Origin of the sequence: Buchnera aphidicola (Cinara pseudotaxifoliae) (assembly GCF_900128595.1) — a bacterium.
Lineage (GTDB): Bacteria > Pseudomonadota > Gammaproteobacteria > Enterobacterales > Enterobacteriaceae > Buchnera_F > Buchnera_F aphidicola_J.
Map to the genome: position 1 here is coordinate 165172 of NZ_LT635893.1, position 23246 is coordinate 188417.

Annotated in this window: 18 protein-coding genes; 9 read left to right on the forward strand and 9 right to left on the reverse strand. The window is 24.1% G+C overall.

Annotated features, from left to right (window positions below; all coding sequences use genetic code 11):
- Positions 1–54: 54 nt before the first annotated feature.
- Positions 55–1473, forward strand: coding sequence for a dihydrolipoyl dehydrogenase (lpdA, locus tag BUCIPSTX3056_RS00695; protein ID WP_075474587.1), 1419 nt, complete (start codon positions 55–57; stop codon positions 1471–1473).
- Between the two features lie 483 nt (positions 1474–1956).
- On the opposite strand, the gene erpA is transcribed toward lpdA, so the two are convergent.
- From erpA to map, 9 genes are all read right to left on the reverse strand, one after another.
- Complete coding sequence (gene erpA, locus BUCIPSTX3056_RS00700) at positions 1957–2298, reverse strand: iron-sulfur cluster insertion protein ErpA (protein ID WP_075474589.1); 342 nt, start codon at positions 2296–2298, stop codon at positions 1957–1959.
- A 201-nt stretch (positions 2299–2499) separates the two neighbouring features.
- Positions 2500–3657 carry a cell division protein FtsZ gene (ftsZ, locus tag BUCIPSTX3056_RS00705; RefSeq protein WP_075474591.1) on the reverse strand — a complete coding sequence of 386 codons (1158 nt, stop codon included), beginning with the start codon at positions 3655–3657 and terminating at the stop codon, positions 2500–2502.
- A gap of 56 nt (positions 3658–3713) precedes the next feature.
- Positions 3714–4967, reverse strand: a complete 1254-nt coding sequence (gene ftsA, locus BUCIPSTX3056_RS00710) for a cell division protein FtsA (protein WP_075474593.1) — start codon at positions 4965–4967, stop codon at positions 3714–3716.
- 684 nt (positions 4968–5651) lie between these two features.
- The gene (locus tag BUCIPSTX3056_RS00715) at positions 5652–7130 is read right to left on the reverse strand and encodes a Mur ligase family protein (RefSeq protein ID WP_075474594.1); all 1479 of its coding nucleotides are present in this window, start codon (positions 7128–7130) and stop codon (positions 5652–5654) included.
- A 374-nt stretch (positions 7131–7504) separates the two neighbouring features.
- Positions 7505–8437 carry a 16S rRNA (cytosine(1402)-N(4))-methyltransferase RsmH gene (gene rsmH / locus BUCIPSTX3056_RS00720; protein ID WP_231938287.1) on the reverse strand — a complete coding sequence of 311 codons (933 nt, stop codon included), beginning with the start codon at positions 8435–8437 and terminating at the stop codon, positions 7505–7507.
- 145 nt (positions 8438–8582) lie between these two features.
- On the reverse strand, positions 8583–9062 hold the full coding sequence (ilvN, locus tag BUCIPSTX3056_RS00725) for an acetolactate synthase small subunit (RefSeq protein ID WP_075474598.1): 480 nt from the start codon (positions 9060–9062) through the stop codon (positions 8583–8585).
- A gap of 14 nt (positions 9063–9076) precedes the next feature.
- Entirely contained in the window at positions 9077–10795 is a 1719-nt protein-coding gene (gene ilvB / locus BUCIPSTX3056_RS00730; RefSeq protein WP_075474599.1) for a biosynthetic-type acetolactate synthase large subunit, read from the reverse strand.
- A 183-nt stretch (positions 10796–10978) separates the two neighbouring features.
- Positions 10979–11809 (reverse strand): 2,3,4,5-tetrahydropyridine-2,6-dicarboxylate N-succinyltransferase, encoded by an 831-nt coding sequence (gene dapD / locus BUCIPSTX3056_RS00735; protein WP_075474600.1) that lies wholly within the window; start codon positions 11807–11809, stop codon positions 10979–10981.
- Between the two features lie 142 nt (positions 11810–11951).
- A complete protein-coding gene (map, locus tag BUCIPSTX3056_RS00740; protein ID WP_075474602.1) occupies positions 11952–12743 on the reverse strand; it encodes a type I methionyl aminopeptidase in 792 nt (263 codons plus the stop codon).
- 345 nt (positions 12744–13088) lie between these two features.
- On the opposite strand from map, the gene rpsB reads away from it, so the two are divergent.
- The 8 genes from rpsB (at position 13089) to dnaE (ending at position 23140) form a co-directional block, all read left to right on the forward strand.
- Positions 13089–13814, forward strand: coding sequence for a 30S ribosomal protein S2 (rpsB, locus tag BUCIPSTX3056_RS00745; RefSeq protein ID WP_075474604.1), 726 nt, complete (start codon positions 13089–13091; stop codon positions 13812–13814).
- Between the two features lie 47 nt (positions 13815–13861).
- The gene (gene tsf / locus BUCIPSTX3056_RS00750) at positions 13862–14674 is read left to right on the forward strand and encodes a translation elongation factor Ts (RefSeq protein WP_075474605.1); all 813 of its coding nucleotides are present in this window, start codon (positions 13862–13864) and stop codon (positions 14672–14674) included.
- 109 nt (positions 14675–14783) lie between these two features.
- Positions 14784–15506, forward strand: a complete 723-nt coding sequence (pyrH, locus tag BUCIPSTX3056_RS00755; protein ID WP_075474606.1) for a UMP kinase — start codon at positions 14784–14786, stop codon at positions 15504–15506.
- Between the two features lie 38 nt (positions 15507–15544).
- Positions 15545–16102, forward strand: coding sequence for a ribosome recycling factor (gene frr, locus BUCIPSTX3056_RS00760; protein ID WP_075474607.1), 558 nt, complete (start codon positions 15545–15547; stop codon positions 16100–16102).
- A gap of 295 nt (positions 16103–16397) precedes the next feature.
- The gene (bamA, locus tag BUCIPSTX3056_RS00765; protein WP_172807209.1) at positions 16398–18794 is read left to right on the forward strand and encodes an outer membrane protein assembly factor BamA; all 2397 of its coding nucleotides are present in this window, start codon (positions 16398–16400) and stop codon (positions 18792–18794) included.
- 75 nt (positions 18795–18869) lie between these two features.
- The gene (locus BUCIPSTX3056_RS00770) at positions 18870–19049 is read left to right on the forward strand and encodes a hypothetical protein (protein ID WP_082253722.1); all 180 of its coding nucleotides are present in this window, start codon (positions 18870–18872) and stop codon (positions 19047–19049) included.
- Entirely contained in the window at positions 19018–19329 is a 312-nt protein-coding gene (locus BUCIPSTX3056_RS00775) for a 3-hydroxyacyl-ACP dehydratase FabZ family protein (RefSeq protein WP_082253723.1), read from the forward strand. The genes BUCIPSTX3056_RS00770 and BUCIPSTX3056_RS00775 overlap by 32 nt, the downstream gene beginning before the upstream one ends.
- A 289-nt stretch (positions 19330–19618) precedes the next feature.
- Entirely contained in the window at positions 19619–23140 is a 3522-nt protein-coding gene (gene dnaE / locus BUCIPSTX3056_RS00780) for a DNA polymerase III subunit alpha (RefSeq protein ID WP_075474611.1), read from the forward strand.
- Positions 23141–23246 lie beyond the last annotated feature (106 nt).

Genomic DNA, 23246 nt, shown 5'->3' on the forward strand with positions numbered 1-23246 from the left:
ATAAATCAAAGTGATATAAATAATATTTATTAGTATTAAAAAAAAGAGTATTTTATGAAAAATTATATTAATATTGACGTAGTAGTCATTGGTGGAGGACCAGCAGGATATTCTGCTGCTTTTAGATGTTCTGATTTGGGCCTGTCTACTATAATTATAGAAAAGTATGGAGTTTTAGGGGGAACATGTTTGAATGTTGGTTGTATCCCATCTAAATCACTACTGTATTTAGCTAACTTGATAAGAGAAATTCAAGGATTTTCTAAATATAACATAAATATTGGTAATTGTAATTCCTTAGATATTTCTCAGGTCAGAGAGTGGAAAAATAATATTATAACTAAGTTAAACGATGGTTTATATTATTTAGCTCAACATAGAAAAGTTAAAATATTGAAAGGACTAGCTACTTTTTTTAGCCAAAATACATTAAAGGTAGTCAATAATGATGTGGAGTATCATGTTAGGTTCGAACATGCTATTATTGCTTCTGGATCTACTCCGGTAACATTACCAAATATATCTGGAATAGATAGTCGTATCTGGAATTCTACTCAAGCATTAAATTGTACTGTGATTCCTAAAAAATTATTAATTATTGGAGCGGGTATTATTGGATTAGAAATGGCGACAATATATAGTGCATTAGGATCAAAAGTAGATATTATTGACAGTTCTAAAACATTCTTTCCATCTATAGATAAGGATATGGGTGAATTATTCATTCAATATACTAAAAAATATTTTAATATATATTTAAATACTTCAGTTGTAAATTTAGTTTGTAGTACAGAAGGAATTAAAATAAAAACTAAATCATCTGATGATATTGTGTATAATAACTTATACGATAATATATTAATTTCTGTTGGTAGGGTTGCTAACACTCATAATTTAAATATATCATCTGTAGATATTCAGTTAAATTCTTCAGGTTTTATTCAAGTAGATAATCAAATGCGAACTAATATATCAAATATTTTTGCCGTTGGTGATGTAATCGGGACACCAATGTTAGCGCATAAAGGAATACACGAAGCACATATCGCCGCAGAAGTAATTTGTGGAAAAAAACATTTTTTTGAACCTAGATCTATTCCTTGCGTTGCATATTGTAACCCAGAAATTGCATGGACAGGTATTATGGAAGAACAAGCAAAATTACAAGGTATTCAATGTCGATCGGTTACAGTTCCTTGGAAATTTTCTGGAAAAGCAATTAGTTCTAATTGTGCAGATCGTGGTATTACTAAATTAATTGTTGATACAGACAACAATAGAGTTATTGGAGGTATAATTATTGGTAAGAATGCAGGAGAATTATTATCAGAAATTAATTTATCTATTGAAATGGGGTGTGATATAGAAGATTTAGCCCTCACCATTCATCCCCATCCTACCCTATCGGAATCAGTTAATATATCAGCACAATTGTTTCATGGTACAGCTACAGATATGATTAATACAAAATAATACACTGTTACATTTTAAGAAATTAATGTATTAATTAGCATATGTTGATGTTTAAATACTTATACTTATAATATAGATTAAACTGTTTATGTATCTAAATATAAATATATTTGATGTTTTATATATAAATGTTTATTGAATAAAAACACTATATTGATAATTCTATTATATTATTTTTACTTTGATATTTAGATTATATTAAATATTATTTAAATTACATATAAAATATGTTAATTTTGTTTAATTAAAATATATATTTTTTATATTTCAAATATATTTTTGTTTTTTTTATTATAAAGTGTAAATAAGTTATTGTTTATATATAATTGAAGTATTTTACAGAGCAGGTTACTTCCTGCTCTAAATAATGATATACTTGATAAACAGTGTAAACAAAAAACTATTACACATATAAACTGTATACTTTGTATACTATTTACACAGTAGTATATATGCAATGGAGTATTATTTTGTATGTGATTTTTATATACTAAATGATAATCCGCATCCACATGTTGTTTGAGCATTTGGGTTACTAATCATAAATTTTGATCCTTCTAAATTTTCTATATAATCTATTTTTCCTCCGATTAAGTATTGAAAACTGATTGGATCAATAACAATTGTTATACCCGATTTTTTTATATAAATATCATCTTTATTTATAATTTTATCTAATTTAAATCCATATTGAAAACCGCTGCAACCACCTCCTGTTATATATACACGCAATTTTAATTGTAAGTTTTTTTTCACGAGTAAAAGACTTTTTACCCTCTTGATTGCCGTAGCTGTAATATCAAATGAATATGTTGATGATTTCATATAAACTCTGTTTTTTAACAGTATAATTATTTGTACTAGTTTAAAGAAAAATTTGATTTACATTAAAATTAATAATATAGATATATAAAAATATTTTTATGAATTATGTTTATTATAGTATTTAATGGATTTTATATGCTAAAATTTATTGAATCATTATAAAATAATTGATATTTTATTTAAAAAGCAAAGTAATAATTATTAATTACTATTTTTTCTTAAAAAAGCTGGAATATCTAAAAAATTTTTTTCATATTTTTGTGTAGTTTTAAAATTATTATTGGTATTTGTTTTGATATTCTTTAAATCGTTTACTACTCTGTTTCTTCTTAATGATTGGTTTCTATAATCTACTAATAATTCTTTAGACGATTTATTTCTCATAAAAGAAATTTCAGATCTTTTTTCCATACCAATTCCTGTTGCCACTACTGTTACTCTTAAAGAATGATCCATTTGTGGATCTAGTGAAGTACCAATTACTACAGTTGCGTTATCAGATGAAAATGCTCGAATAGTGTTTCCAACAGTTTCAAATTCGTCTAATCTTAAATCAAAACCAGCGGTTATATTAACTAAAACTCCTCTAGCTCCTGAAAGATCAATGTCTTCTAATAAAGGACTAGATATAGCGATCTCAGAAGCTTCTTCTGCTCTATTTTCTCCTGAAGCTGATCCTGTTCCCATCATAGCATAACCCATTTCTGACATGACGGTTCTTACATCTGCAAAATCAACATTCATTAGTCCTGGTCGAGTAATTAGTTCTGCTATTCCTTGTACTGCTCCTTTCAGTACATCATTTGCAGCTCCAAATGCATCGAGCAATGATATTCCACGTGTTAAAACTTTCAATAATTTATCATTAGGAATAGTTATGAGAGAATCAACGTATTTAGACAATTCATTTAATCCTTGTTCAGCAAAATTCATTCTTTTTTTTCCCTCAAAACTAAAAGGTTTGGTTACTACAGCTACTGTCAATATTCCAAGTTCTTTGGCAACTTCTGCTACTACTGGAGCAGCTCCGGTACCAGTACCTCCCCCCATTCCTGCCGCTATAAAAACCATATCAGCTCCATCTAATGCTGATTTTAATGTTTCTTTATCTTCTTCAGCAGAATTTTTTCCTACGTCAGGATTTGCTCCAGCTCCTAAACCTTTTGTAATATTATTTCCTATTTGTATTGTTTGTCCTACAGCTATTTTTCTTAATGCTTGAGCGTCCGTATTAATAGCAAAAAATTCCACACCTTCTATTTTTTCGCGAACCATATGTTCAACAGCATTACTTCCACCTCCACCAACACCAATAACTTTAATAACTGCATCATTACTTAACTCAGAAGGTTCAAACATAAAATATACTCCATAATATTAGAATAATTAAAATTATTATACGTTTTGTACTTTAATTAATGTATTAATAAGTATTTTATTTGAGTAAATAAATATTTAAAAAATCCTCTATTTTTATTTTTTATTAAAACTGATTGTTGATGATTTTTTCCGTATTGCAATAATCCGACAACAGCAGCATACTCTGGTTGAGCAAGATTTCTAGGTATTTCTGGAATATTGCAAGGTTTTTTTATAATAGTATTAGTTTGAAATACTTTATTAGCACATTTTAATAAATTTTTTATTTTAGACGATCCTCCTGTTAATACTATATTAGAAATTTTAGGATATTTTTTTTGATTAACATCATAGTAATTAGTATACGAATTTAAAATTTCTTTATTTACTAGCTGTAATAATTCTGTATATCTTGGTTCAATAACTTCGACTAAAGACTGATGATGGCAATTAATTATTTTTTCTCCTTTTTTTGTCATAATGTCTAAGTTTTTACATGTAATTGAAACATCTTCTATAGCATACCCATATTTTTTTTTTATGAATTCTGCATCAGAATAAGATAAAGAGAATGCGTATGCAATATCACGCGTTACAGTATTTCCTGCATAAGGTATAACTGCATTGTGATTTAATGAACCGTTTATATGAACACTAACATTTATTGTTTCTCCTCCTATATCTACTAAACATACCCCTGAATCTTTTTCTTCTTCTGTTAACACAGAAAGACTAGAAGCTAAACCAATAAATATGTTTTTTTTTACATATATTCCGCATTTTTGAATGGCTTTTATGATATTTTTATGAATATTTATATTTCCTGTAATCAGATGTACATTAGCCTGTATCCGCATACCTGAAAGCCCTATAGGATTTTTTATACCAGATTGGTTATCAATTAAGAATTCTTGAGGAATAATATGTAAAATTTTATGATTATATTTTATTTTAACAGATCTGGCTGTTTTAATAACTGTATCTATTTCTTGCTGAGTTACTTCACTGTTTTTTATAGGAGTAATTCCAATTTCATTTTGACAGTTAATTTCATTATGTGATATTGAAAGATATACAGAATAAATCTTGCACTGTGCCATTTTTTCTGCTTCTTGAATAGATGCATTAATACAATGTATTAATAATTCTAAATTGTTAATTTTTCCTTTTTCTACTCCTGTAATTCGTTTTTTGCTAAATCCAATTATATTAATCATCCCACATTGAAGAATTTCTCCTATTAGTACAGTGATTTTTGTTGCTCCTATTTCCAATCCGGTAATAATATTTTTTTTTATTGAATAGTTCATATTTTTAATTAAATTAGATGATTGGTTTAATGTGTTATAAATGTAGTATATGATGTATATATTTCATATAAATATGTAATAGTAAATATTATATAAATATTTATATATAAAAAATATTTTATAATTTTTTGTAATTATAATTTTCATTATAATATTTTTATGTTATACGATTTTTTCATTAAATATTTATAAAAAAATTATACACATAAGTTTTTTAGCAATAAAATTACATTGTAATGTTAGCATTACAATAATGAAATTATTAAATATTTATTAAATTTTAATAAATCATGTATTTTTATTATTATCGAACAATTTTTTTGAATTTTAAAGGTGGTATATTATTATTAAATATAGATTGTTTGATTTTTTTAGTAAATAAAATATTGTTAATTTTATTTTTTTTTATTAAAAAACAAAATATATTTTCCTAGAATTACATTTATATGTATATATTTTTTTAATTAAAAAATAATGTACTATGTTTATTCTAAAATGATATTAAAAATCATTAACATAGATATATTAATGATTTCTCATTTGTGAGGAATCATGATAAATATTTTTTATTGTGATATTTAAATAAATATTTTGTGTGTAATTTTTTACAATATTAAATACTATCTGAAATGATTTTATCTTGATTAATTTTTTATTTTTATGAAGATTTTTATATGCGACTATTTATATAGTCTTACTATTTTTTTTAGAAACGGTATGTATATATTTGATAATTTTTCTTACCTTGTTTTCTTTTTCTGATACATATATTATATCATATTTATTAGTTTGAGAAAAAATAAATTGTATTGCTTGTTTTATATTATAAAATATAAAAAATTTATTTTTTTTATTACATTCATTTAATATATCTTGTAAAATTAATTTTTCTTGTTTGTTTTGTGGATAATTATTGATAAAAACTATAAAATCAGAAAACTTTCCTATTATATTTCCTACAATTTTTCTTGTACTGATGTTTTTTATTTCTTCATATCCTAAAATACACCAAATTTTTTTACAGTTATAATAAGTTAAAGAGTATAGTGCACGATATAATATTTGTGGTAAATGAACGTTATTTATGACAAATAAAGGACTTTGATTGACTTGAATTTTTTCCATTTTTCTGCGTATAGGTTTTAAAAACTTACTACTTTGAACAAGTATATTGATTGAATAGTTTAATAATAACATGGACGTCATGGCTAATAAAATATTAGTAATATTAAAGTTACCTAATAAAAGGCTATATAATTTTCCTGAACCCCAAGATGAATTAAAAAAAATTTTTGTGCGTGAAGTACTATAAATGATTTTTATAGCATTTATCCAAAATTTTGTATTAAAAACATTGTTTTTTTTAAATATAGTGACGGAAATAACATTTTTATTTTTAAATTTATTTATCCAATTGTTTGCAATATTTTCATCTCCATTCAAAATAATATTTTTGATTATATTTTTCTTTAAAAAAGAAAACTTTATTTTTTCTTTTTGAAACATATTTTTCTGACCATCTATCAGATTATTAGTTAGGTTTGTACATATTACTGATTCAAATTTTAAATTAGACATTTGTTTTTGCATTAAAACATGATAAGACATTTCTATTATTATAATATCTATTTTCTTTTTTACTAAATGATATAATTTTTTTTGAATAGAATTCATATAATTAATATTATTATAAGAGGATTGCGTGTGTATATTAATGGAGTTTTCTAAGTTTTTTATTATGCCGATCTTTTTGTTAATAAGTTTTTCCCATTGTGCAATTAAACTAACTACAGTGGTTTTTCCATATGTTCCTATTACTCCAATTATTTTTATTTTTTTTTGTGGATTATTAAAGAATCTTTCATATATTTGATGTATATAGTGGCTTAATTTTTTAAAATAAATAATTAACGTATTAAATTGTGTAGATATACATAATCCATGTTTATTTTTCTCTGTTTCATATAAAATAACGCTGGCTTTTTTTTTTAAAGCTGTTAAAATGTGATTTTTTTTTGCGATTTTTTTTTTTTGTAATGAAATAAATAAATCACCACTTTTAATTGTATTGCTGTATTGGGTAATATTACAAATTTTTTTTTGAGGAATATTATTAATCCATGGACTTAGTAATATTTGAATATTATTTATTTTTTTTATCATAATTTAAATATTATTTAATCGCTGTGAATAGAATTTATATATATTTTTATTTTAACATATATATTTAATATAGTATTTTATATACTATTTAATATATATATATTTTATATATATTTTTATTATATATAAAAATATAATTATTCTTTTTATATATATGTTAATAAGAAAATTTCTTTTGATTTTTATCATCATATATATCACGGTGTTGTTTTTTTAAAGTTATTTATATTTTATATAAATATATAAAAAATTTAGATGATATAGTGATTTATTCTTAAAAAAATAAAATGTAGATTTTTTTGGAATAAATTAATTTATATATATAAATTTTTGTATTAGATGGTATATTTTTTGCTTTTTTAATATTATTGAAGTTATAATATTTCTGCAATTCTTAATATAGCACTACGTGCACGCGGATTGTTTTGAATTTCTATTTTACTAGGTTTTATTTTTTTGATGATTTTTATTTTTTCAAATGTTTGTTTTTTAATTTGTTTTTCAGTTATGGGCAACCCTTTGGGAAGTATTTGATATTTGCTATATTTTTTAAAAAAATTTTTTATAATTCTACTCTCAATAGAATGAAAGCTAATGATTGCTATTCTTGCTTGAGTTTTTAGAATTTTTATTGAAATTTTTAATATTTGTTTTAATGATTCTATTTCTTGATTAATATAAATTCGTATAGCTTGAAAAGTTCGAGTGGCAGGATGTTTAAATTGATTTTTCTTGGGAATTACTTTTTTAATAATTTTTACTAAATCTAGTGTTTGTAAAATAGGTTTTTTTTTGTTTCTTTCAATAATATAATGAGAGATTTTTCTTGCATATCGTTCTTCTCCAAAATTTTTTAAAACTTTTTCTATTTTTTTTTGGTTGGTTTTTTGTAACCAGAGCCATGCAGGTATTCCGGTTGTATTATTCATACGCATGTCTAAAGGTCCGTTTTTCATAAATGAAAAACCTCTATTTGCTGTGTCTATTTGTGTTGATGAAACCCCTAAATCTAGTAATATTCCGTCAATTTTTATATTATCAATATAATGTAAATCTTTTATTATTTTAGAAAAATTTCCTTGTTTGAGAAAAAATCTATTATCATTTATTTTTTTTCCAAGACATATAGACTGGGGATCTTGATCTATTGCATACAGTTTTCCTTTTTTTCCTATATGTTTTAATATTTCTAACGAATGTCCACCTGAACCAAATGTTCCATCAATGTATGTTCCATTAGGTTTAATATTTAAAGCATTGATTGATTCTTTTAGTAATACTGATATATGTGACATGATTTTTATAATTAATGTAAAATTTATACATTCTCTAAACATGATTTTTTAAAAATAAAAAATTTTTAAAATGTTTAATAGAAAATGTATAAATGGTTAAAATGAATGATTTTAATTAAATAATGTAATTAATGTATTTTTTTTCAATTAAACATAGTTAATGACAGTTAATACTGATTACACCAGATCTAGATAATTCAATAATTTTAAAAGATTTTTGTATGATTTTTAAAAATGAATCAATAATATTGTTAGTACCTGATATTTGAATAATATATTTTTCTGAAGAACAATCAATTATTATTCCTTGATAAATTTCAAGTAATTGATTAACTTTGTGAAGTTTTTTAAATTCATGTATTTTGATTTTGATTAATAAAATTTCTCTTTCTACATAATTTTTATTAGTAATTTCTACGACTTTATGTACATCAATTAATTTTTGTAGTTGTTTTTCTATTTGTTCAATTGTTTTTTTATTACCAAAAGTTTGAATAGTTAATCGAGAAATTTTATTATTTTCTGTGGGAGCTACAGTCAGACTATCTATGTTATACCCGCGTTGTGAAAATAAACCAATTACTCGAGATAGTGCTCCTGACTCATTTTCTAGTAAAATTGATAAAATACGACGCATAATTTAAAATTATCCTATTTTTGTAATAACATATCATTCATCCCACCATTTTTAATTTGCATAGGGTAAATATGTTCATCTGGGTCTATATAGACATCTACAAATACTAATGATCCTAATTGAACTTTTTGTATAGCTATTTTTAATTTTTTAATGATTTCTTCGGGTTTTTTAATTTTTAATCCTATATGTCCGAATGATTTAGCTAATTTTATAAAATTTGGTAAAGATTGCATATATGAATGAGAATGTCTTCCTTCATAGATTATATCTTGCCACTGTTTTACCATTCCTAATGATTGATTATTTAAATTAATTATTAGTATAGCGAGACCATACTGTTTTGCAGTAGATAATTCTTGTATATTCATTTGTATACTGCCGTCCCCAGTAATACAAATAACAAGTTTTTTAGGAAATGCTGTTTTCACCCCTAAAGCTGCCGGTAGACCAAATCCCATTGTTCCTAATCCACCAGAGTTAATCCAGCGACGAGGTTTGTCAAATGTATAGTTTAATGCTGTAAACATTTGATGTTGTCCAACATCAGAGGTTACATACGCGTTTCCTTGTGTTAATTTATATAAAATTTTTATAAAATTTTGTGATTTTATTGTAGAAGTAAAATTTTTTTGATTTTTAATTTTTATTCTTTTCCATGATTTAATTTTTTTCCACCACGCATGTAAGTATGTTTTAGATCTACTGAATGAATTTTTTTTAAGGATATCTAGCATAGTTTGTAATATTTTTTTTGCATCTCCAATAATAGGGATATTTGCGGTAATAGTTTTTGAAATAGAAGTTGGATCAACATCAATATGTATTATTTTTGCATTAGGACAATATTTTTCTACGTTATTAGTTGTTCTATCGTCGAATCTGACTCCTATAGCTAATATTGTATTTGAATAATGCATTGCCATGTTAGCTTGATAAGTTCCGTGCATTCCTAACATAGATAAGCATTGAGGATGATTTCCAGGAAAAGCTCCTAAAGCCATAAGAGATAGTGTTACAGGAATATTTAAAAGAGTGGCTAATGAATATAATTCAGAATGACTATTGGAACTAATAATACCGCCTCCTGCATAAATAACAGGTTTTTTAGATATTAAAATTTTATTTAATGCTTTTTTTATATAGTTTTTATTATTGTTTTTATTGCAGTAATAAGATCTTATTTTTATATTTTGTGGCCAAATATAGTTTTTTTTTATTTTTTGGTCCAAAATGTTTTTAGGTAAATCAATTACTATTGGACCAGGTCTTCCTGTAGATGCCAGAAAATATGATTTTTTAAAAATTAACGGAATATCTTCAGATTTTTTTACTAAAAAACTATGTTTAACAATAGGTCTAGAAATACCAATCATATCACATTCTTGAAATGCATCAAATCCAATTAAATTAGAAGATACTTGTCCAGAAATAATAATTAAAGGGATAGAATCCATATATGCTGTTGCAATTCCTGTAATTGCGTTAGTTGCTCCGGGTCCGGATGTAACTAGAACTACTCCAATTTTTCCTGTACATCTAGCATATCCGTCAGCCATATGTACTGCTCCTTGCTCATGTCGTACCAATATATGTTGTATTTTTTTTTGACCTAATGTATATAATGCGTCGTATATATCTAATACTGCTCCTCCAGGATATCCAAATATTGTGTCTATTTTTAAATCTATTAATGATTGTATAACCATTTCAGCGCCTGATAACAGTATCATTGATTATAAGTCCTGTTTTAAAACTATTTTGATTATAAAAAAAGTATATAGTTGTATATATGATTATTTTTGTACAGTTTTTTGTTTGGTAATTTATTGTCTGTAACTACAATTGAAACAATATCCGCCTTGTTTTTTAGGCGGATATTCGTTAATAATGAAATATTATTTAATAATACTCAATTAATTTGCAATATTACGTAGTAAAGTGTTTAGTTCTGTTTTTTTTAAGGTGTTTTTATCAACTTTTTTAACTATTACTGCACAGTATAAATTTACATTATAGTGTTTTTTAGAAGGTAATGTACCTGGTACTACTACTGATCCAGAAGGAACTCTTCCGTAAAATATTTTTCCTGTTTCTCGTTCGTAAATTTTTGTACTTTGACCAATATATACTCCCATAGAAATTACTGAATTTTTTTCTACAATAACTCCTTCAACAATTTCAGATCGCGCCCCAATGAAACAATTATCTTCTATAATAGTAGGATTATTCTGTAAAGGTTCTAATACACCACCAATTCCTACTCCTCCTGATATATGTACATTATGACCAATTTGAGCACAGGAACCTATAGTAGACCAAGTATCAATCATAGTATTTTCACCAATATAAGCTCCAATATTAATAAAGCTAGGCATAAGTACTACATTTTTACTGATAAAAGAACCAAATCTTACTATTGAATTTGGGACTATTCGTATAGCATCTTGAATAAACTGTGATTCATTATAATCTTTATATTTTAATGGTATTTTATCATAAAAAACATTGTTTGATGTTTTTATAATTTTATTGTCTCTAGAATAGAGATATAGTAGTACACATTTTTTTATCCATTGATGTGTAATCCATTTTCCGTGAATTTTTTCTGCGATTCTAATTAGTCCAGAATTTAATTGGGATATTGTATAGGTAATATATTTTTTTTCATTTTTAGTAATTTTGTAGTTATGTTCTTGGTTTTTTTTTTGAAAAATTTCTTCAATATTCTGTTGTATTTTCGTCATCTGGATTATTGACCTGTTGGAATTACATGATTGTTTTGTACTATTTGTATAAAGTAAATTAACAATTTTATTAAAAATAATTTAATGATTTGATTTATTTAAAAATGAAAATATTATTTTTTAAGTGCTAAGCGTATATACACTATGTATTGAAAAGAATTTTTGGAATTTTTTCATTTTTTTGGTGTGTTATTATCTCACATCCATGTTTTGTTACTAAAATTGTATGTTCGTACTGTGCGGATAAACCACCATCCTTTGTTTTTACTGTCCAACCATCCTCCATACAATGTACAAACGGTGCTTTTTCGTTCACCATAGGTTCTATAGTAAATATCATTCCAGTTTGCATAATTATATAATCATTTTGGTTATAAAAATGTAAAATATGCGGAAATTCATGAAAATTTTTTCCTATTCCATGCCCACAATATTCTTTAACTACTGAAAAATTTTTTTTTTCTACGTATTGCTGGATAATCTTTCCAATGGTATTTATTTTTTTTTTGTTTTTTATGCATTTTAAAGATAAATAAAGACTTTTTTTAGCGATCTTACATAAAAGTTTATTTTTTTTACTTACGGATCCTACAAAAAACATTTTTGATGCGTCGGTATAGTAATTGTTTTTGATTACTGATACATCTATATTAACAATATCACCATTTTTTAATAATAATTTTTTGTTTGGAATTCCATGACAAACAACATCATTAATAGATATACATATAGACTTAGGAAAATTTTTGTATCCCAAACAAGCCGGTATAGCTTGCTTGACTTGTGTTATATAATAATAGCAAATTTTATCAATATCTTCTGTAGAGGCATTTGGCACTATATATGGCTCGATCATTTCTAATACGTTAGCTGTAATTTTTCCAGATATTCGCATTTGTTGAATATCGTATTCATTTTTTAAAATATTTTTCATTTCTATGGATTTATTTTTTGTTTTATTTATAAAATTTTTATATGAAAAAATGATGATTTATTTATATAAAAATATTATTTTAAATAAATATTATGTATTTTACTGGAAATACAAAAACGATATCAATAATTTTGTCATATTATGATATAATGTGTATATAAATATATCTTTATGTATTAAAGATTTTTCAGAATATTATTTTAAATATAATTTAAAACTTATTAAATTTATAATAATATATTATTTAAAATAAATATGAAATTTTTCTATAAAGATTATTTTATTTAATACTAATTTGTATATTAGCATATTTTTTTTTATTTTAAAAATTATGGGAGAATTGTTATGGATGTTCCTTTAATGAAGAATATGATTAAAGCAGGGGTTCATTTTGGACATCAAACACGATATTGGAATCCAAAAATGAAACCTTTTATTTTTGGTACTAAAAATAAAGTACATATTATTAATTTAGAAAAAACGTTACCTCTTTTGCAATCAGCTACTTTAGCACTTCAAAAAATTATTCAACGTAATGGTAAAATATTGTTTGTAGGAACAAAACGATCGGCTAGCGCGGCAATTAAATTAATTGCATTATCGTGCCGTCAATTTTATGTAAATCATCGCTGGCTAGGAGGTATGTTAACTAATTGGAAAACAGTTAGACAATCTATAAATAAGTTAAAAGATTTAGAAAAGCAATTAATTGATGGTACGTTTGATAAATTAACAAAAAAAGAAGTTTTACTACGAAAACGTTCTTTAGTGAAATTAGAAAAAAGTTTAGGCGGCATTAAAAATATGGGAGGTTTGCCAGATGCAATTTTTGTTATTGATACTATGCATGAGCATATAGCTATTCAAGAAGCTAATAATTTGGGAATACCAGTATTTGCTATAGTAGATACTAATTCTAGTCCGGAGGGTATTAATTATATTATACCTGGAAATGATGATGCAAGCAGAGCTATTAATTTATATTTAAGTATATTATCTAGTGCATTATCAAGATTCCATAAAAAGAAGCAAGAATCTTTTTTTTTAAAAAAGAGAGCGCAAGAATTATAAATTTAAAAATAGCATACAAATAATATCAATATTGGATAATTAATATTATGGATATTTCAATACTACAGATCAAACAGTTACGAGCACAAACCGGTTCTGGTTTTATGGAATGTAAAATTGCTTTGCAGAAATCTAATGGAAATATAGAGAATGCTGTTGATTATTTAAGAACTTTAGGAGCATGTATTGCAGATAGAAGTATTTCACACCATACTAACTGCGGTCGTATATTTTTGTATCAAGATGAAAATTTAGGTGTTTTATTAGAATTAAATTCAGAAACTGACTTTGTAGCAAATAATGATGAATTTAAAATGTTTGGACAAAAAGTAGTGGATTATGCTGGTACAAATAAATTATTTAATTTACAAGATATACGTGATTTTTTTAATTCACAACATATTACTTTAATTGCTAAAGTAAGAGAAAATATTGTTATTCGTAGAATTAAACATCTAACGGGTAAATTTTTGAACTCTTATCTTCATTTAGGAAAAATTGGAGTCTTAGTAAAAGGAAAAATTTTATTAGATGTAGATGATGATAAGCATCAATGTCTTAAACATATTGCCATGCATATTGCTTCTTCTCATCCATTATTTTTATTTGAACGAGATATTCCTCAAGATATTTTAAATCGAGAAACTCAAGTTCAACAAAATATTGCTAATAAAATTGGTAAAAATTCTTATGTAATAAAATCGATTGTCAAAGGACGTGTAAAAAAATTTATTAATAATATAACTTTGATTCATCAAAAGTTTATTATGAATCCTAAAATAACAGTTAATGATTTTTTAAAAAAAAATTCTGTTTCTATACAAGATTTCGTTTATTTTCAAGTAGGAGAAGTATTTTAGTTGTATATTAAATGTTAATACAACAACACTAAATTTTTTTTGGTGTAAATAAAAAATTATATTGATGAATTTTATAATAAATATATCAAATAGGTTTTGATCTGAAATTATGAAAAAAAAAAATAAGTATAATCGAATTTTATTAAAAATTAGTGGAGAATTTTTAAAGGGTAATTCTGGGTGTAATATAAATATTAATTTTATAAATAGTCTAGTAAAACAAGTACAGATATTAGTACAGTCAGGTGTTCAAGTTGGATTGGTTGTAGGTGGAGGAAATTTATTTAGAGGATCTGATTTAGAAAAGATAGGTATACGAAGAACTATATCAGACCAAATTGGCATGTTATCTACAGTTATGAATGGTTTGTTAATTTATGAATTTATTAAAAAAAGCAATATTAAAACAAGAATTTTTTCGTCTACAATTTTAGAAGGATTATGCGAGCGGTATAGATTAGATCAAGTGAATAATGCTCTTGAAAACGGAGAAGTTACGGTGCTTTGCTTCGGACTAGGTATACCCTTATTTACTACTGATTCAGCAGCATGTGTTTATGGAATTGAAATAAAAGCAGATATTTTACTAAAAGGAACCAAAGTTAATGGAATTTATTCGTCTGATCCACTAAAAAATTCAAAAGCAAAGTTATATAAAAAGTTAAAATATCAAGAAATTTTAAATAAACAACTAAAAGTTATGGATCATACATCATTAGTCTTAGCTTATGAACATAAATTACCTATTTTAGTTTTCAATATGTATAATCCAAAAATTTTACATGATATTTTTATAATTAAAAATCATATTGGAACTTTAATTTCTGAATAAATTATATTTTTTTTTATATGATTATTAAGAGAAAAATTATGTTAACTACATTAAAAGAACGTGTTTATATTCAAATGAATAAATGTTTTTTATTATTTCATAAAGATTTAAATAAAGTTCGTACCAATCGTGTATCCAGTACATTTTTAGATAATATTTACGTAGATTACTATGGTACATCTACAGCTTTGTCAAAATTATCTCATATAATTGTAGAAAATAATAATACTTTAAAAATTACTTTATTTGATGTTTCAATAAAGAATATTGTAGAAAAAGCTATCCTTAATTCTAATTTAGGATTAAATCCTATTTCTACTACTTCATGTATACGGGTTCCAATACCGAAATTAACAGAATCCAGAAGAAAAGAATTAATTAAAATTATCAAACATGATGCAGAAAATGCACGAATATCCATTCGGAATATTAGAAGAGAAGCGAATAGTCGAATAAAAATTTTATTGAAAAAAAAAGAAATTAATCAAGATGTAGAGCAAGATATTAGACAAAATATTCAAAAAAATACCGATTTATTTATAAAAAAAATAAATGATGTTACTGATTCTAAAGAAAAAGAATTATTATTGATTTGATTTTTTGAAATATTATTTAGATGAAATTAAACTATATAATAGTTTATATGTGTAGTATATTTAAAGAAAATTATTTTATTTTAAGTTTATTTATATTACATTTTTACAATACAATAAAGATATACAAAAATATGTTTATATATTAATAACTATATTTTTTTTAAAAGATGCCTAGTTATAAAAATTTTTTTATTAAAAATAATAAGTATCTAATTTTAAATTGTTGAACACAATAAAACTTATATAGGAATATGATACAAATATGTTATATAAAAAGTTTTTTTTTATGTGTTGTATGGTATTTTCTTTTTCTGTTTCTGCTACTAAAGTACAGCACATAAAACGTGTTTCTATACGCGGTATTCAAAATATATCAAAAAATAGTATATTACGAGTAATACAATCGAACGTTCTAAAAAACAGAAATTTAATGAATGTTTCTAATTTAATTGTATGTTTAAAAAATACTAATCGTTTCATAAAAATAAACACTGTTAAATGTAATGATACATTAATTTTGTCAATTCGGGAGTTTCCTAAAATTAATAGTATTAGTGTTATTGGTATTAATCATATTAAAGTTGAATACATTAATTTTATGCTGAAAAAATTTAGTTTTACAAAAAAAGGATTTTTTTGTATGGTTAATTGTAATGATTTTTTTTCTAATTTGAAAAAAAAATATGAACATCAGGGATATTTAAGTGTTAAATTCAAGTTAATGATAATTCGTAACATTAATAATACAGTAGAGTTAAAAGTTATAGTGGATGAAGGAATTCCATCAATTGTATCAAGAATTTATATTAATGATGAAAAAAATTTTTTAAAAAAAAAAATATTCGCGAATCTTTCTGTTTCTAAAAATAATCTTTTATGGAATTTTTTTTCTGTTCACCAATATAACAGTGTTCAGTTTAAAAATTTATTGCATAAATTGCATATTTTTTATGTACGTCAAGGATATTTAGATTTTAAAATAAAATCAGTACAGAAATATCTGTCTGTAGATAAAAAAAATATTATTATTAAACTTAATATTTATGAAGGATCACAATATTATATTAAACGTATTTTGATGCATGCATGTGATAAATTATACGACTATTCTTCTATTGATAAAGTTCAACAAAGTTTATTAAATTCTCTTTACTGTGAATCTACAATTAATCAGGCAAAAATAGACTTTGAAAATGTTTATTCACCCTTTGGTTTATCCAATGCTCGTGTTTTTTTTCATTCTGAAATTAATAAAAGAAATCATTCAGTATTTTTGTATGTTGGAACAGATGTTTTAGAACGATGTACTATTGAAAACGTTTTTTTTTCTAGACATTCTAAAATAGGTAATAAATTTTTAAATATATATGTACATCATGGTAAACATGATTTTTTTGATGAAAATTATGTTGTAAGATCTTGTAAAAATTTATTTAAAACAGGATTATTTGATGTAATTCAAGTACATGCTAAAAAATATTTAAATAATATTAATAAAATTGATATTTTTTATAATTTTCAAGTGTCTAAGGATACTAGAAAAATGAATGTATCGACTAATTATGATAAAAATAGAGGCTTATTATTAAAATTATTTTTATTAGATAAAAATTTATTTGAAACTGGAAGTGAATTTTATGTTAAAGTTTTAAAAAATTTTGCAGATACTGATGTTAAAATTCATTTATTAAAACCAGTAGGATCTTTAAAGAATTTTTTTTTTAGATCTGATTTTTTTTATAATTTTGTTCATAAACGTTATTTGTTTGCACATAAATACATTGATAGATTACTTGGTTTTAGTTCTTCATTATATACTTCAAGTGTTAAACATAAAAAATTTTCTGTATCATTTGGATATGAAAAAATAAAAGTTATATGTAAAACTCCATATATTACACTATATCAGTATTTTTCATCATTCTCAGACAAATCGCTTTCAACATCTAAAATAAGTAATTTTTTCGTTAATGATTTTTTCATTAAATATATTTTTGATTTTAATAATGTTAAAGAAAAAGATTTTTCAAAAAAAGGGTATCATGCAAAATTTGTAGGAAAATTTACGTTACCGATTTCTGATAATTTTTATCATAAATTATTTTTTAATTTTAATCAGTATGTTTCTTGGGAAAACATACATGATATGATATTGCATAATTTTTTAGAATTTGGAACTGGTTTTACATCTGGTAATCATGTTTTTCCTTTTTATGAAAATTATAAATTTTATAGTAAAAAAACAAAAAGTGGTTTTCAAGACAATTCAATTGGTCCGACTGCTGTATATTATAGGCATAAAAATAATTTGATTAGTAGTCAACAAAATAAAAATTCATCAAATTTATTTGCTTCTGCAAAATATATAGGTGGAAATGTATTGATTCATGCTAATACGGAATTATTGTTTCCGAATATTCAAACAGTAAAAAAAATATTTAATGTGCTTCAAATGGGTGTATTTTTAGATGCTGTTAATATCTGGAATGTATCTAAAAGTCTTTCTATTCCTTTGTATTTGATTAGTAGTTCGAAAAGTATCAGAGATCTTGATTCTACACATATATCTGTAGGTGCTTTTATGCGTTGGATGTCTTTTTTTGGTCCTGTTACATTTGATGTTTCCGCTCCTTTATATCCTTATGGAGTTACTAGTAATCGTTTAAATGAATACGGTATGAGTTTTTCGTAATTTTGTGTGTTATGTATATAAATATTTATTTGAAATGTAATAAACATTATTTATTACATTAATAAGAGATTTTTCATGAAAAAAATAAAAAGTATTAAGTACGTATTTGATTTAAACGATATTTTACAAATTTTACCTCATCGTTTTCCTTTTTTATTGATAGATCAAATATTAGATTTGAAAGAAAATTTATATATTCGTGCATTAAAAAATATTACTGCAAATGATTTTTTTTTTTTTTGGTCATTTTCCTAAAAAATATATTTTTCCAGGTGTGCTAATAGTAGAGTCAATTGCTCAATCCAGTGGATTTTTACTGATGTACTCTAAAAAAAATACTGCTTTTAGTAATAAAATATGTGGTTTAACTGGAATATATAAAACAAGTTTTATTAACCCAGTTTATCCTGGTGATCAAATGATAGTGGAATCTTACTTTAAAAAAGAATTAAGCGGTATTTATGTATTTAGCGGTATTGTTATGGTTAAAAAAAAAATTGTATGTAGATCTACTATATCGTTAGCATTGTTATGAATTAATATATATTACACTATGATGTATTAAGTTAAATTTTTACGTATATAGTTATTAGAAATATAAAAAATTATTTATTTATAAAAACATTGCTTATGGTTAGTAAGTATAGTATTAGGTTTACATAATATAATTATTTTTAATATTAGATATGTACTGTATAAATAGTTTTATGTGCAAAAAACATATTTTATACATATATTATATAATTGAAGTAATTATAGTAATATAGGATGCTTTTTATCATAGTATATTTTTAATTAATTGAGATAGTAATTGTAGGTTATGTATGTATGTAAAAAATTTTGTACACCTTCGAACACATAGTGATTATTCTATGATTGATGGTATAGTAAAACCAGAAAAGTTAGTACATAAAGCTAAATCAATGCATATGACATCTTTGGGTATTACCGATGTAAACAATTTACATGGTGTTATTAAATTTTATTTATCTGCACATCAAGCAGGTATTAAGCCAATTATCGGTATTGATATAATGGTTCAATCGAACATTATTAAACATACCGTATGTCGATTAACTTTATTGGCTGCTAATAATCACGGTTATAAAAATATAATTGAGTTATTATCTGAATCATATAAATTAGGATATAATGATAATTCTGGATTAGTAATTTGTATGGATCGTTTATTACAGTTTAAAAAAGGTATATTAATCTTATCTGGCGGTATGCAAGGAGATATTGCTAAATGCATATTTAAAAATGATATAAATTTGTTAAATCACTGTATTTTATTTTATAAAAAATATTTTCCAAATAAATATTATTTAGAAATTTCTAGAATTGGTGTACCGCGAGAAGAAGAGTATATTACATATATAAAATATATTTCCTGTACATATTCTTTACCAATAATTGCTACTAACGAAGTCTTGTTTTTAAAAAAAAACGATTTTTATGTTCATCAGATTAAAGTAGCAATTCATAACAAAACAACTATTGCTGATTTAAAAGTTGTATATAAATATACTAAGAATCAGTTTTTAAAAAGTCAATATGACATAATTGAAATTTTTCATGATATTCCAGAATCGATAGTTAATACGATTGAACTTGCAAAACGTTGTAATGTTATCATTCCTTCTGGTTCTTATTTTTTACCCATATTTCCTACCCAGTCTATGGATCTTTACCAATTTTTTGTGCAAAAATCAAGTATCGGTTTGGAATCACGTTTAATGAATATGTTTCCTGATATACACCAAAGAAACATAAAAAAAAAAATATATTTTTCTAGATTAACGCATGAATTGTTGATTATAAAAAAAATGGGTTTTGTTAGTTATTTTTTAATTGTTATGGAATTTATTCAGTGGGCAAAAAATCACAATATACCAGTAGGTCCGGGAAGAGGTTCCGGAGCAGGATCTTTAGTATCGTTTTCTCTTAATATTACAGAAATAGATCCATTACAATTTGATTTATTATTTGAACGATTTTTGAATCCTGATCGTGTTTCTTTGCCAGATTTTGATGTTGATTTTTGTATGGAAAAAAGAGATTTAGTAATTGATCATGTCATAAGAAAATATGGTCGTAATTTTGTTTCACAAATTATTACTTTTGGTACCATGGCTGCTAAAGCAGTTATTAGAGATGTCGGTAGAGTGCTCGGCTACCCTTACGGTCTAATAAACAAAATTTCTAAATTAGTGCCATTAGATCCTAAAATGACTTTAAAAAAAGCATTTTCTATGCAAAAAGAATTAGTAGACTTATATAATCATAATCATGATATTAAATTACTGATCGATATAGCTAAAAAATTAGAAGGAGTTATTCGTAATATCGGTAAACATGCAGGAGGCGTTGTTATTTCTCCAACTAAAATTTCTGATTTCGTACCTATATTATGCGATTCTCAAGGAGAGAATCAAGTAACACAATTTGATAAAAATGACATTGAATTTGTAGGGTTAGTGAAATTTGATTTTTTAGGTCTAAAGACTTTAACTATGATTGATATGATTGTTAATATGATTAATAAAAAATGTATACATCAAAAAAAAAAAAAATTTTTTATTAATAATATTAGCCTAAAAGATAAAAAAAGTTTTTTATTATTAAAAAAAGCTGATACTACTTCTGTTTTTCAATTAGAATCCTTAGGAATGAGAAATTTAATTAAACGTTTACAGCCGGATTCTTTTGAAGATATTATTGCTCTAGTAGCTCTGTACAGACCCGGACCTCTGCAATCAGGAATGGTAGATAATTTTATAAATCGTAAGCATGGTACGGAAAAAATCTCATATCCTGATCATAAATGGCAACACGAATGTTTAAAACCTATTTTAAAATCAACGTATGGGATTATTTTATATCAAGAACAAGTTATGAAAATTGCTCAAGTGTTATCCAATTTTACTCCAAGTGAAGCAGACATTTTGAGGCGAGCTATGGCAAAAAAAAATCCTAAAGAAATGATGCAACAAAGAAAATTATTTCAACTTGGTGCCTCGAAAAATTCTGTAAATTCACATTTGTCAACTAAAATTTTTGATTTATTAGAGAAATTTTCTGCGTATGGTTTTAACAAATCGCACTCCGCTACATATGCTTTATTGGCCTATCAAACATTATGGTTGAAAGCTAATTATTCTGCTGAGTTTATGGCTTCTTCTATGACTTTAGATATGATGAATACTAAAAAGATAGTTAATTTAATCTATGATGCACGTCGTATGAATTTAAAAATTATTTCTCCTAATATAAATTGTAGTGATTATTTTTTTTCTGTAAATCAATTTGGAGAAATATTGTATGGTTTAGGTGCAATCAAGGGATTAGGAAGGTCTTCTATTGATATAATTTTAAAAGAAAGAAATCAATCTGCTGGAATTTTTTCTGATTTTTTAGATTTGTGTGTTCGTTTGCTTTTAAAAAAAATTACTCGTCATATTTTTGAAATATTAGTAACATCTGGAGCGTGTGATTGTTTTAATACATGTCGTGTTCAATTATTTAATGATATTGGAAAAATGATACAAATTGCTAAAAAAAAAATTTTAGCAATGCAGACCAAACAAAATGATTTATTTCATTTTAAAGATTGTTTGTCAAATAAATTATTTATAAAAAATAAAAATAATCTATATACATTCCCAATGTATACTAATAAAATAATTTTAAAAATTTTAAAATGGGAATACGAAATACTAGGTTTATATCTTACAAGTCATCCAATTAAAAACTTTTTAAAAGAAATATATTATTATACTAATGGTATAACATTACATAATTGTTTATTACTAAACAATGCTAGTCACGTTGTTCTTTCAGGAATGATTTGGTCTATAAAAACAGCATTTACTAAAAAAAAAAATAGATTTTACATAATTACTTTAGATGACTCATATAGTCGTTTAGATATAATTTATTTTGATAATTTTAACAATTTTAAAAATCAATTTTTTTGCAAAAAAAACACTATCGTAGTAGTGAACGGAAAATTATCACATGATTCTTTTACTAATCGATCACGTGTTTTAATAAAAACAATTTTTGATATTGAAAGATATAGAGAAAAAAAATTGTATAATATTAAAATATATATTGATAATAATAATATTAAATATAAAGATATTCTAGATAATTTGTATGATTATTTATCAAATAATATTTTATCTGGACACGTGTCATTAACTTTTATTTTATCAGTGCGTTTATGTATACAACATAAATTATTTGATCATATTTATTATATATATCCCGATAACAATTTTTTAAATTATTTAAAATCATTTACAGACTACGTAACTATTAAATTGAATTTTTATAAATAAACATTTATTAAATAAAACTTATAATTAATTTTAATAATAAATATGATTTTGTATTTAGTTTAAACGAATTTAATATAATAATATTTATTTATGTTTTTTAAAATTA

Excerpts from the sequence above, each read along its gene's own strand:
- lpdA (WP_075474587.1), top strand. The coding sequence starts at position 55 with ATGAAAAATTATATTAATATTGACGTAGTAGTCATTGGTGGAGGACCA.
- erpA (WP_075474589.1), bottom strand. The coding sequence starts at position 2,298 with ATGAAATCATCAACATATTCATTTGATATTACAGCTACGGCAATCAAG.
- ftsZ (WP_075474591.1), bottom strand. The coding sequence starts at position 3,657 with ATGTTTGAACCTTCTGAGTTAAGTAATGATGCAGTTATTAAAGTTATT.
- ftsA (WP_075474593.1), bottom strand. The coding sequence starts at position 4,967 with ATGAACTATTCAATAAAAAAAAATATTATTACCGGATTGGAAATAGGA.
- BUCIPSTX3056_RS00715 (WP_075474594.1), bottom strand. The coding sequence starts at position 7,130 with ATGATAAAAAAAATAAATAATATTCAAATATTACTAAGTCCATGGATT.
- ilvN (WP_075474598.1), bottom strand. The coding sequence starts at position 9,062 with ATGCGTCGTATTTTATCAATTTTACTAGAAAATGAGTCAGGAGCACTA.
- ilvB (WP_075474599.1), bottom strand. The coding sequence starts at position 10,795 with ATGATACTGTTATCAGGCGCTGAAATGGTTATACAATCATTAATAGAT.
- dapD (WP_075474600.1), bottom strand. The coding sequence starts at position 11,809 with ATGACGAAAATACAACAGAATATTGAAGAAATTTTTCAAAAAAAAAAC.
- map (WP_075474602.1), bottom strand. The coding sequence starts at position 12,743 with ATGAAAAATATTTTAAAAAATGAATACGATATTCAACAAATGCGAATA.
- rpsB (WP_075474604.1), top strand. The coding sequence starts at position 13,089 with ATGGATGTTCCTTTAATGAAGAATATGATTAAAGCAGGGGTTCATTTT.
- tsf (WP_075474605.1), top strand. The coding sequence starts at position 13,862 with ATGGATATTTCAATACTACAGATCAAACAGTTACGAGCACAAACCGGT.
- pyrH (WP_075474606.1), top strand. The coding sequence starts at position 14,784 with ATGAAAAAAAAAAATAAGTATAATCGAATTTTATTAAAAATTAGTGGA.
- frr (WP_075474607.1), top strand. The coding sequence starts at position 15,545 with ATGTTAACTACATTAAAAGAACGTGTTTATATTCAAATGAATAAATGT.
- bamA (WP_172807209.1), top strand. The coding sequence starts at position 16,398 with ATGGTATTTTCTTTTTCTGTTTCTGCTACTAAAGTACAGCACATAAAA.
- BUCIPSTX3056_RS00770 (WP_082253722.1), top strand. The coding sequence starts at position 18,870 with ATGAAAAAAATAAAAAGTATTAAGTACGTATTTGATTTAAACGATATT.
- BUCIPSTX3056_RS00775 (WP_082253723.1), top strand. The coding sequence starts at position 19,018 with ATGATTTTTTTTTTTTTTGGTCATTTTCCTAAAAAATATATTTTTCCA.
- dnaE (WP_075474611.1), top strand. The coding sequence starts at position 19,619 with ATGTATGTAAAAAATTTTGTACACCTTCGAACACATAGTGATTATTCT.